We start from the raw sequence: 12,739 nt of genomic DNA on the forward strand, positions 1-12,739 counted from the left end.
CTAAAAATCTAATCAATATAATTTGCTGCTTAAGTTATCAGGAATGTATAGCTGCCAAACTTTCATCCAAAATATTTAAGGCTTTATTCAGCTCCTTTCTGCTAATGGTAAGCGCTGGTGATAATTGCAGTACATTCCCTGCCGACACCTTAAAACTAAGTCCGCGTTTTAAACATTCATACATTACCTTTTCGGCCTCTTCAATGGCTTTTTCCTTTGTTTTCCTGTCCTTCACCAGTTCCACACCCCATAACAGCCCCATACCCCTGACCTCTCCAATAAGCGGATACTTGAGTTGCATGGCATCCAATGCCTTTTTTAGGAACGCCTCATCGGCCTTTACCTTCTCCAAAAGTCCTTCTTCCTCAATAAAGGTTATGGTAGCCAATCCTGCCACGGCCCCAATCGGACTTTTTTCATGGGTGTAGTGCCCCAGGGAAATATCGGCAAACCTGTTGTACTCATCCCTAGTAATCATTGCGGCCTGGGGAAATAGACCTCCTCCCAATCCTTTTCCGATACACAGAATATCCGGCTCAATCTTATAATGCTCAAAAGCGAACATTTTACCAGTTCTTCCCAAGGCAATTGGTATTTCATCCAGTATCAACAAAACACCGTACCGGTTACAAAGCTCCCTCGCTTTTTTCCAAAATGATTTTGATGGCAATTGAACGTCCGTATTGCGAATGGTTTCGGCAATAAAAGCTCCTATATCGCCTTCTTTGGAAAAGACATACTCTAGGTATTCCAAGCATTTTTTCTCATTCCCCTCAAAGATCCCCCTGTAGGTAACGGGTGGTGGTATACGCTCCACCCCGGGCATCAATGGACCCATAGACTCCCTAAAAACAGCCTCGCCACCAACGCTAATAGCGTCTAAGGAAGCTCCGTGGAAAGAATCCCAAAAAGATACCACCTTGAATTTTCCGGTCACGGCCCTAGCCAATTTTAAGGCAATGCCTATAGCCGAACTACCATTGGGCGTTAACAAAACCCGATTTAAATCTGAAGGCGCCAAGGATGCCAATTTTTCGGCAAAATTGATAGCCTGGACATTGGTGTATCGACGCGGTGAAAAAGGTAGGGTTTGCAATTGCTGCACTATATTCGCAATAAGACTAGGATTGGCGTACCCCACCTGGTGTACATTGTTCCCGTGAAAATCCAGGTATTTTTTTCCGGATATATTTTCAATATAGGGCCCTGAGCAAGACTGCAAAACATCTAAACAAGGGGTGCTCATGGATTGGTGCAGAAAAAACCGTGCATCCCTATCCAATATATGTTTGGTATCCTCATTGATCTCAGAACGTAACCACGCCTCCCTTGCCGGAGAGGCATTTATATCCCCTTCGGTCTTTTTGTTCTCATCCATATTGTTTAATTCATATTGCTCCATAAGGTTTATGACATTCTACAAATTACCTTTTTCTTCCTCTTTTAGTTTACCAAATAAAAAAAATTAAGGTTTCGAGAGCTGGCTTCATACCATCTATTTGAGTATTGTGGTGGGTAAAACTTGTTTGGGAAGGGAACTGGATTTATAATCAACATTTAACCAGCCACTACCTCCACCATTGAACCACACCACCTCTAAGGGATATGTACCTGCTTGTAACAAAATACTGCCATCCCTTTCCATTACGCCATGATCTCCATCGTTATCAACCACCAACTCCTTATTGATCCATAATTTACTGCCATCATCAGAATTGGTATAGAACGTATACCTATCCTCCTCCTTAATTTGGATCGTAGTACTAAACTTTACTACCGTATTGGCTTTTATTTCTTCCTTTACCTCATCGGAAGTAATTTCAAAACAAGTTCCCCTTGCATCCGGTCTTTTATTGGCCAAACTGGGAATACTCTTTAGGTTATCAAGGTAATACACCTCATAGGAAATAGGAGGGTCTTTGTCCTTTTCCTTAATTCTAAAAAAAGCTTCTGATACCGTGCTTATAATATTTCCGTCTTTGAAAATGGCACTTTTAACAACCCCATTTTTGGTTGTATTGATGGGTTGGGTGTACAGCGCAGCGCTATTATTGGGCATGGAACCGTCCAAGGTATACCTTATTTCACCTGATGGGTTGGGGTTCTCCATCCTTATTGTCGCCTGTCTATCAAAAAGTCCGCCTGCCTTTTTGTTCAACACTGGCTTTGGATATATGGTTGGTGGATATACCCGTATGGTCAAAGGGTAATCATCCTTAACTTCAAAACCTTCAAAGGCATCCTTAACAGGCTTGCCAATACAAGCCAAAGGAAGATCTATCCCCAAGGCATAGGCAACTGTAGCTGCATTGTCATATTGATACACCGGATATTTAAGCACATGGTTCTTCTTTACTGATTTTCCCCATAGAATAAATGGAATTTCTATTTCCTGTAAAGATTCCCCTCCATGTCCTTTGCCCAGTCCACCGTGATCGGCACTTATGATGACCAGGGTCTCTTCTTGCATTCCAGAGGCCTTGATAGCTTGCATTACTTCGGCTAGCTTGGCGTCTGCTTTTTCAACGGACTTATAGTATTCCGGACTCCCGTGACCGTACTCATGTCCGGCGTGATCTATATGGTCAAAATGCACAAAAGTGAAACTGGGCTTTTTCTCTTTTACATAGGCACTGGCCAAGGTAGCTGTTTCATCTTCGGTTGCTGCATTTATGTCATAATCCAAAGCTGATTTTTCAAACAGTCTTCCAAATCCGCCCCAATCATAAATGGCTCCTATTTCCGCATTCTCTATTTGATCATCTATCAAACGAAAAATAGTAGGAAACAAAAAGTCCTCGCCTTGGGTAACGGTTGGCAATACAAAATTGTTTTTTTCCCAACTATTGGAGGTAATCCCATGCTGTTCCGGACCGGCACCCATAATCATGGATGCCCAGTTGGTACTGGAGCTTGTTGGTAGAACCGCCCTGGCATGCAGGGTGGAGGCCCCTTCAGACCTAATTTTGTCGAAGGTTGGCGTATTGGCCTTTGCCAATCCGTCTGGACTCAATCCGTCAAAACCAATAACCACCACATGCTTTGCATTGGGCGTATTTTCCTGGTGTTTTGTTCCGCAGGAAACTATTAGCACCGTCACCATAAAGATCAAGGCTAGTCTTGGCCACACCTTTTTTGGGAAATGTCCCAAATAAAGGCATGTTACACCTTTAAAATACCTGCCGCAATACGCTAGATTGATTCCTTTCATTTGTTAAACACTTATTTATTTTTCACCAAGGGATTTTACGCTAATATAGTGAGCCTAAGGTAAGTTAAATATTTATTAATATTAAATATTTGTAACTATAACTATAATTTTAATCATAAAATTCCTAGTCTAATTTAAGGCTTGGAACTAGACCCATGGAGCTTACGGGTAAAGGAAAACAAGCCGATTAAAAAATATAGATATACTTTTTAATCGGCTTACCTAAGATCCTAAACTTTTCCCATTATGCACGGGGTTATTGCAACCACCATGTTATTTCCCTGATCTTATCGTTACCGGTACCAAACTGGGATTCAATAGCCGCGGCCACGTTGGCCGTGTTATTTTCGTATTCAGAGTTTGGATATATCCATCTTGTTGGAGGCGTAGCATCTGGAAGTTGCACAAAAGCCGGATAACCTGTTCTTAGGTGATCAAAATACGCCCTCCATCCAGTTTGTAAGAAGGAGGTAAGGTATTTTTGGGTCAAAATAAGTTCTAGTTTTTCCTCTGTGGAAAGTGAATTATCAAAAGCTACCAAAGGCCCAGCAAGGTAAGTCTCCGCATCACTTTCTTCTACATATACCTCATAGTTCTTGGCATAATCGTTATAAAAGCTAAAGGAGGCCTTAACACCATTTTCATAATGAACCATGGCATCGGAGCTTATCCATCCGCGAACCGCAGCTTCTGCCAAAATAAATTCCAGTTCCCAATACCCCATAAGGTTATGTGGTTCGTTGGTCGGATCGGTGGTATATCTCAAATTCACCTTGGAAACATCCCCGGCAGCAGCCTTGTCGTTCACTTCTGCATAAGGTGCTATAGGGTCACCCCCTTCGTAAGCCGAAAAATCATCTATTGCCAATCCGCCCTCCTTGGCGTTCTTGGTCTGGCCACAGTAAATAAACAATCTAGGATCCTCTCTGTCCTGCAACCTTTCTATAAAAGTTGCGGAGACATACATACCGGAACCATAGCTACTGGAGTTAAATTCTGAATACCTACTACCCTCTTCATCCAAAAAGACCAACTGACCGTTATCCTCATTGGACTCCATTATAGGCTCATTGTTGTAGATGCTTGCGAAGGTACTTATGATATTAAGGTCGGCATCACCTTCCTTTTTGGAAAGCGTCATAAGTATCTTTAACCTAAAGGAATTGATCAATTTTTGCCATTTTACCGTATTACCACCGTAAATAACATCCCCGGCAATGATATTGGTATTCCCCTCCAAAAGATCATTGGCTTCGGACAATTCCTGTAAAATGCCCATAAAAACCTCCTTTTGGGTGTCATATTTAGGCAAATACTTCTCCTCTGTCTCACCTTTTAGGGCTTCACTATAGGGAATATCACCAAAGGTAAGGGTAAGGTTATAAAAGTAATAGGCCCTAAAAAATTTGGACAAGGCCACATATTCATCGCTCCCGATACGTTCTGCTTCCTGCATCATTTTGGTAACCTCTCCAAGCATATTATAGTCATCAAAACTTGCACGGTTCCAGTTGTAATATTGGTTATTGTTTTCCCCATCGGTCTGTACCAGCATACGGGTGGCGTACAATGCCCCTGTTCCCTGCACCTGAAAAGCACTACTTGCAATATTGGTCAATAATAATTGCGGATGGGTTTCACTAACATTATTCGGATTATCGTTTAATTCCGTAAGGTCCTGACATCCCCAAAGGACTGCCAATACGACTAGGCTGTATAAAATTCCTATTTTTTTCATTTTATATCTATTTCTAAAATTTAACATTAGCTCCGATACCAATATATCGGGTAGAGGGGTCTTGCAAATTATTATCATTCCCAAAATCCGGATCAATAATATCAGCTTTCTTCCATGCCAATAAGTTATATCCACTTAGGGTGACATCCAGGCTTTTAACACCATCAATATTGGCCAATTCGGTGATATCGTATTTAAAGGATAGCGTTCTCAATTTAAAGAAACTCCTGTCAAAGATATTGGCAAACTTTTCACTTTCCTTATAGGTCACTGCCGCTCTGTACGGATAGTTTTGTGACCATGTCTGCCAGCTTACGGCGGTGGTATTTTGTGAATAGGTCCTGGTGTCGGAGATTACGTCTCCATTAACGTCCTGAACCAATTCTCCCCCGGTAACCTGAACCCCGTTGGGAACGTAAACCGGTTCTCCGGCCGCATATTCTGCGTCCCTGTACTCGGTAGAATTTGGATGTTTACCACCCCACCACATTTTCTCCACGGTCAAGGAGCGGATTAATCCTCCCCATACGCCGTCTATACCTATGTTTACGGTAAGGTTCTTATACTTAAAACTATTCTGAAGGCCTAGGGTCCAGCTTGGATCATTATGTCCCAAAAGTTGTGGGTAATTATCTCTAATGGGCAGTCCGTTGGAACCCAAAATCAAATCCCCGTCGGCCGACTTCTGCCATACGGTGGCATAATAACTGTCTGCCCTATCATTGAGCCTAAGGTTATTATAGGTAGTATTGTCTCCGTATATTTCTGTGATTTTCTGTACTTTTCTACTCCAGTTGGCCGTAAGGTTCCATTTAAAGTCGTCCAAAACTATCGGTTTGGCATTAAGCACTAATTCCAATCCATTGGTGGTATATTCATTCCCATTTACCTTTCGGTTTTCAAAGCCCGAAGTATTGGAGATGGGAAGGTCAATGATCTGATTGGTATCAACCACATTATAATAGGTAAGGTCCAAAGCCAACCTATTTTTTAAGAAGGCTGAGCTAAGCCCCAATTCGAAGGAATTGGATGTTTCCGGCTCAATATTGGCATTTACCAGGCCATTGGGATACTGCAGCTTAACATTACCTCCAAAAACACCATTATTGGTATAGTAGGCCTCTGTTCTATAGGGGTCCAGATCACTGGATACCTGTGCCCATGAACCATATAACTTTAGATAATCTATAGCTTTTGGCATGGTAACAAAATTGGATACTACGGTACTGGCCGAAACCGAAGGATAGAAGTAAGATCTATTCTCTACGGGCAGGGTAGAAGACCAGTCGTTCCTGGCTGCAGCCGTTAAGAACACAGCATTATAAAGGTCTACACCCAAGGTGGCGTAAACACTATTGGTTGCCCTTTCCTGTAAGTAGGTAGTTGCCGCCACATTGCCACTGGTATTGTTAAGGCTATAAACAAAGGGTACCACCAATCCATCTGTGGAATTGTACTCCTGTTGGTATTTTCTATAAAAAGTGGAGGCTCCGGCGTTGACATCAAAGGAGAGGTCATCACTCAACTCCTTTGTATATGAGGCCAAGACATCATAGTCTACGGTGAGCCTTTTGGAATTCCATGTTTTGTAATCCCCTTCCCTGGCATCACCATAATTTAAGTAGGTCTTAGGACTTTGTCTGTCCTCAAAAATATCCTGTATTACCGCAGAACCCCTTCCCTGCAAGTTTAGGCCTTCGGCTATATTGTATTTCAGAACCATTTGCGCATTAATAAGATCGGCATCATATTTCTGGTTCAGTTCGTTTGCAGCAAAGTATACGTTATTGTACCAGGCATAGTTAAAGTTAGCCTGTCTATATCCCTCCTGTCCGGGAACATACATATGCTCTTCCAATTCCTTGCCGTTAACATCATCGCCCATCCATATTAATATGGTATACATATGGTTTTTTGGACCGTAGCCATGACGAGGATAATTGGGAGAATACACTTTGTTATAGGATAACTTACTGTCCAAGGTAAGCGATTTGGACAGGTTAGTGGTCGATTTAAAGGTTAACCCCCCTGTTTTAAGACCAGAATTGGGAACCCTGTCCTTTTGATCGGAATAGTTTCCGGACAAACGGAAAGAACCTTTTTCTGATTTGCTGGATACCGAAAAGTCGGTTGTGGATATATACCCTGTACCCAAGAAATCCTTTAGGTTGTTGTGATATTCCCAAGGAATTGGAACTCTGGAATAACGCGATTTATCATCATATTGGGTTCCGTAAACATCACCCCACCAAGGAATAGTTTCCCCAGTTTCACTATCCAATATGGGACTGTTCCATTGTGATACCATTACCCCAGGCTCAAACTTTGGACCCCAGATCATATCTCCATCGGAAATACCTCCATCCTTACCGTCCCAGAACTCATATTTTCCATTGGAACCATTACCGTACTCGGTCTGTGTTTCCGGGAATACGGTAAACCCAGCCGAAACCATGGTATTGTGGGAAACACTAATTTCCAAGCCGTCTACCTTGGCATTTTTAGTAGTAATCAAAATAGCTCCATTTCTACCTCTAGACCCGTAAAGTGCCGATGCAGTTGTCCCTTTTAATACGTTTACATTCGCAATGTTATTGGCCGACACATCAAAGAAGTCGGTTTCAACGGGTATCCCGTCAATTACGATCAGTGGCGATTTTCCCCTGAGGGAAAAGCTGGGCTTCTGAAATAATCCAGTGGGGTTACTCACTGTAAGACCTGCAACCTGACCGGTAAAAAGGTTCCCAACATTGGGGGCACTGATTTCCTCAATTACCTCAACATCCATTTTCTGGGTAGCATAACCAATCTTTTTCTCTGCCCTGGTTATCCCCAAGGCCGTAACTACCACTTCATCCAGTTTTTGATTGTCCGGAAGAAGGGTTATTTCTGCCGAGGTTTTGTTGGCAGTAGAAATCTCTGTGGGAATATAGCCTATATAAGAAACCACTAGAATTTCATTTCCTGTGGTCAAATTTATTTGAAAATTTCCATCAAAATCCGTAGCCACTCCGTTTGCACTACCTTTAACAACAACCGATGCACCGGGTAAAGGCACTTTGTTCTCATCCAATACCGTCCCCGAAAAAATTCCCTGGGAATGGCCCATGACAAATGCAAAAAATGCAAATATCATAACAATACTAGTTTTGTTCATTTTTTAGTGTTTGTAAAATTTTTTGATTTTTTTGATAAGCGCAAATATCCCTTGGGCAGGTTAACAGAACCATCATTAAACATTAAATGATTGCAATGAAATGCCTTTATCTGTTAACAAAATGTTAGCGGTAGATGTAAAGGCGCAAAAAGTAGGAAAATGCATTCGTTCTGATTTTTCCCAAGAAAATGACCTTCCTCTGGGCCAAGGTGTCAAGGCATTCCTGAATCAATTGAATTTCAACCTCGAAACAACTCCCGGTACTATCATGTAGACCAATGATGAAAAGAACCACAGCTACACAATAAATTTTCAATACTTCTGTGTATAGCTTCTACATAGACATATAATTTATTTGGTTAGGTTATTTGGTCATTAAATATATGTCAACTTTCTATAGGAAACCTACGGTTATTTATACCAATACTATAATATTTTAACCTTTTGTAGCCAAACTTTAGGTATTGGGCTGTTATACCCCATAGTCTTAGGAATTGAGAACTTTTTAAATGCAATGGTTAAAAAATAAACAGCAGCATTCATTTTCCATCCGCTGATGAAAACAGAACAATAGGTATAAAACAACAATTTAAAAAATAATGGGAGTTGGGGAGGAGGGTGAAGGTATTGCTATACCAACTGTATGTCCGATTCTTTTAATCTGGTTTTCCTGTATTTCCTTTTAAAATAAAATAAGGAAACCAGGCAGATAATTGCACCCACTACTGCGATCAAATAAGTGCTGACCATGAAGAAATTGAGCCATGAAAGTTGACTCTGGCCAAAGTTCTTATACAGCAGCACGCCCATACTCCCCAAATAGCCAAAAGCGTCCGCAATATAAATAAGGTAACCGGCATTGCCCCTAATATTAAAGGTAGCTATCATCCTATCAAAAAAGATACAATTGAAAGGCACATAGCAGATATAAAGTCCAAAACCAACGCTAACCATCCACACTAAGGGGGACATAAAGGCCATTTGGAACAACCAGGTGGACAACCCTATAAAAATAGTGCCGAAAAGCAATAAATAATGATAGGACACAAAGGCCTTGTAGTTATTTTTTATCAACCCAAACAGACCAACAATCAGCAATACCAATACAGCAATGGGAACTTCCGATACCGTATACACGGCCGCATCGCCCTGAAATCCCAAGGCATCCCAGATTTCACGTGAAAAATTATCCCTGAAATCGCGCAGGGCCGTTAAAAAGGTATAGAACAAAACCAATACTACAAGTGGAAAAAGGTAGTTTAGAAAAACTCTTTTTCGGTCTTTTCCGGTCATTGGGACCCGTTCTGTTCTCAGCTCCTTGTCCTCTTGTGAAGGTGGAGGCAGTTTATTTAGTAACCAGGCAAAGAAAACAAAGGGAACAATAAAGATAGCTCCGGTAACCGATGGCATCCAAAATTGGGAGACCCCTACGTATTCCAGAACCAACAATCCAACAGATTTCACCGCCCCGCTGGATACTATAAAACTGGAGCATAGCGCCACGCCTAAAAATTCGGTAAATTTTCTTCCTTCCAAGTAGGAAAAGACAATTCCCCAGACCATTCCCAAGGGGATCCCGTTAAGGAACATAAAAATCAAATTATAGGGGGCAGGAGTAAGGGCAAATAAAACAAGGCTGGCCTCTGCTAAAAATATAAGCCCCATCAAATAATATATCCTTTTGTTGGGCTGCAGCTCAGAAATAATTTTTATTCCAATAAACTTGGAAAGCATATATCCCAGCACTTGGGCAATAATCAAAACTATCTTATAGTCCACACCTGCAAAGGAAAGTCCTTCAAAGGTTGCCACGGTAAAAGGCTTGCGAAAGGCGTACATACAAAAGTAAGTGCCAAAGGATGCAAAGGCGCCATACAGCAAAAACGAAATATCTCTTTTTCCTAGCTTCAAAAAATTGGTTGGTTTGGTCGGTAAATTTTTATAAAAGGTAAATATTCTAAACCAAAATTCCCACTTTTTGAGTTGTAAATGAACTATTAAGGGTTATATCATGTTTATCTAAAGATTAAATAAAGGTAATATAGCTGTTGAAGCCATATATAGTCTGTCCACAATTTTGGTTTTCACCATATAAAGAACCCTAAATACTTGCCTTCCTTAACCTAAGGGCATTACCAATGACCGAAACCGAACTAAAACTCATTGCCAGGGCGGCTATCATGGGGGACAGTAACAATCCAAAAAACGGATATAGTACCCCGGCGGCGATAGGTACACCAAGGGTGTTGTATACTAGAGCAAAGAATAAATTTTGCTTAATATTCCCCATCACCTTATCACTCAGGTTGCGGGCCTTCACTATCCCCTGTAGGTCTCCTTTTACCAAGGTAATGGCGGCGCTTTCAATAGCTACATCGGTTCCCGTTCCCATAGCGATGCCCACATCACTTTTTGCCAATGCAGGGGCATCGTTGATTCCATCTCCGGCCACAGCAACAATTCTTCCTTCTTCCTGTAGTCTTTCTACCTCCTTCAATTTATCTTCCGGCAGCATACTGGCCTTGTAATCGCCAAGATTCACCTCCTCGGCAACCGCTTTGGCAGTTTCCTTATTATCGCCGGTAAGCATTATTACCGATATTCCTTGAGATTGCAATTCTCCAATGGCATTTTTACTACTTGCCTTTATTTTATCGCTTATCACCATATACCCTACGGCTTTGCGATCTATAGATAATATGGATACCGTTTTTCCCAGGCGCTGCTGATCGGCCACCTCTTTTTCCAACTCCTCAGAAATGCTGGCATTGGCTTCTTTCATCATGGCCTTATTGCCCAATGCCACTTCCTTACCCTTTACATTGCCCATAACGCCTTTTCCGGTAACCGACTCAAAATCCTTGGTCTCTATGGCCTCTACCTGCTGTTCCTTGCCATATTTCACCGCTGCTTGGGCAAGTGGATGTTCACTAAATTGATTTAGTGACACAATATATTGTAGTACTTCCTTATCTGTATACTTTTGGGATACTGCCCCAACCTTTTCTACCGAAGGTTTTCCTGCAGTAATGGTTCCGGTCTTATCTATAACCAAGGTATTTACACGTTTCATTTTCTCCAACGCTTCGGCGTTCTTTATGAGTACCCCGGATTGGGCACCCTTGCCCACCCCTACCATGACCGACATGGGAGTAGCTAGACCCAAGGCACATGGGCAGGCGATAATTAATACGGCTATGGCGTTTACCAAGGCATATACATATCTAGGTTCCGGTCCAAATGCAGCCCATACCACAAAAGTAAGCACGGAAATAAGTACTACTATGGGCACAAAATAAGCAGAAATCCTATCGGCCAATTTCTGAATGGGTGCCTGACTGCGGCTGGCCTTGTTTACCATCTCTATAATCTGTGCCAATAAGGTATCCGAACCTACCTTTTGGGCCTTCATTATAAAGGACTGGTTGCCATTTATGGTGCCGGAACTAACTTGGTCACCTTCCATTTTGTCTACCGGAATGGGTTCTCCACTAATCATGGATTCATCTACCGAGGTCTTCCCCTCATGGATTTCCCCATCTACCGGGATTTTGTCCCCCGGCTTCACCCGAAGAAGGTCCCCTATTTCAATTTTATCTATTGCGATCACCTCTTCCTTTCCATCAACCACCCTTACGGCCTTGTTAGGGGCCAATTTTAGCAGCTCCTTTACGGCGTTATTGGTTTTACTGTGAGCCCTGGCCTCCAATAATTGGCCCAATAATACCAACGTCAGAATAACCGTAGCTGCCTCAAAATACACGTGTACCGTTCCTGTATGGGTCTTGAACTGAGAAGGAAAAATATCCGGAAAAAGCATCCCAAAAACACTAAATAGCCAGGCAATACCAGAGCCGATCCCAATGAGGGTAAACATATTTAAATTCCATGTCTTCACAGAACGATAGGCCCTTTCAAAAAACATCCATGTAGCATAAAAAACTACCGGTATGGAAAGCCCTAACTGTATCCAGTTCCAATATTTTATATCCCACAAATCATAAAGTGGGTTATTGGGAATCATTTCGGACATGGCAATGATAAAAATAGGAAGAGTAAAGGCAAGGGCAATCCAAAATTTCCTTAGCAATCTATCATAGCTTTTTTGTTCTGCCGAAACATCGGCCTTCATAGGAACAAGTTCCATACCGCAGATGGGACAATCCCCTGGCTCGTCTTCCACAATCTCCGAATGCATGGGACAGGTATATTGCGTACCACTATGGGTGTTCATTTTTGCCTCCTCCACCAGGTCCATACCACAAACTGGACAGTCGCCGGGTTGGTCATAGGTTTTATCACCTTCACAATGCATAGGACAATAAAAGGTACCGCTTCCGGTATTTCCCGACTTTTGTTTTTTAGGACCATGATGTTGGTGTCCATCACCGGGGATGGAAATCCCATATGCGCCACCATCATCTTCAAGGGCTTTTTTAAATGCTGCAATAGGAATATGCTTTTCCGATTCCACTATGGCTTTGGACTTCTCCAGATCAACAGATGCCTTTGTAACCCCTTCCACTGCATTTAGCGTATTCTCAACATGGGCACGGCAACCATTACAGGTCATGCCGTGAATATCATAGGTATGCTTCATCTCCATCTATTTTTTAACGTTAAGTAAAATTAA

The 12,739-nt window shown here is 42.0% G+C and carries 7 protein-coding genes; 1 reads left to right on the top strand and 6 read right to left on the bottom strand.

Features of this window, described 5'->3' with window-relative positions:
* Positions 1-37 precede the first annotated feature (37 nt).
* From pbfA to EHW67_RS06075, 4 genes are all read right to left on the bottom strand, one after another.
* Positions 38-1,402: a (R)-1-hydroxy-2-aminoethylphosphonate ammonia-lyase gene (gene pbfA / locus EHW67_RS06060; protein ID WP_126161460.1), complete on the bottom strand. Its 1,365-nt coding sequence runs from the start codon at positions 1,400-1,402 to the stop codon at positions 38-40.
* A gap of 93 nt (positions 1,403-1,495) precedes the next feature.
* Positions 1,496-3,211: an alkaline phosphatase family protein gene (locus EHW67_RS06065; protein ID WP_126161461.1), complete on the bottom strand. Its 1,716-nt coding sequence runs from the start codon at positions 3,209-3,211 to the stop codon at positions 1,496-1,498.
* 256 nt (positions 3,212-3,467) lie between these two features.
* A complete protein-coding gene (locus EHW67_RS06070) occupies positions 3,468-4,949 on the bottom strand; it encodes a SusD/RagB family nutrient-binding outer membrane lipoprotein (RefSeq protein WP_126161462.1) in 1,482 nt (493 codons plus the stop codon).
* A 13-nt stretch (positions 4,950-4,962) separates the two neighbouring features.
* Positions 4,963-8,106 carry a SusC/RagA family TonB-linked outer membrane protein gene (locus tag EHW67_RS06075; RefSeq protein ID WP_126161463.1) on the bottom strand — a complete coding sequence of 1,048 codons (3,144 nt, stop codon included), beginning with the start codon at positions 8,104-8,106 and terminating at the stop codon, positions 4,963-4,965.
* 100 nt (positions 8,107-8,206) lie between these two features.
* Here EHW67_RS06075 and EHW67_RS20345 point away from each other — a divergent pair, with 100 nt between their 5' ends.
* On the top strand, positions 8,207-8,380 hold the full coding sequence (locus EHW67_RS20345) for a hypothetical protein (RefSeq protein ID WP_158285081.1): 174 nt from the start codon (positions 8,207-8,209) through the stop codon (positions 8,378-8,380).
* Positions 8,381-8,736: 356 nt separating this feature from the next.
* Here EHW67_RS20345 and EHW67_RS06080 read toward each other — a convergent pair whose 3' ends face one another.
* Complete coding sequence (locus EHW67_RS06080; protein ID WP_126161464.1) at positions 8,737-10,017, bottom strand: DUF5690 family protein; 1,281 nt, start codon at positions 10,015-10,017, stop codon at positions 8,737-8,739.
* Between the two features lie 190 nt (positions 10,018-10,207).
* Positions 10,208-12,706 (bottom strand): heavy metal translocating P-type ATPase, encoded by a 2,499-nt coding sequence (locus tag EHW67_RS06085; RefSeq protein WP_126161465.1) that lies wholly within the window; start codon positions 12,704-12,706, stop codon positions 10,208-10,210.
* Positions 12,707-12,739 lie beyond the last annotated feature (33 nt).

This window comes from Arenibacter aquaticus, assembly GCF_003957295.1.
In the GTDB taxonomy this organism is placed as follows: Bacteria; Bacteroidota; Bacteroidia; order Flavobacteriales; family Flavobacteriaceae; genus Arenibacter; species Arenibacter aquaticus.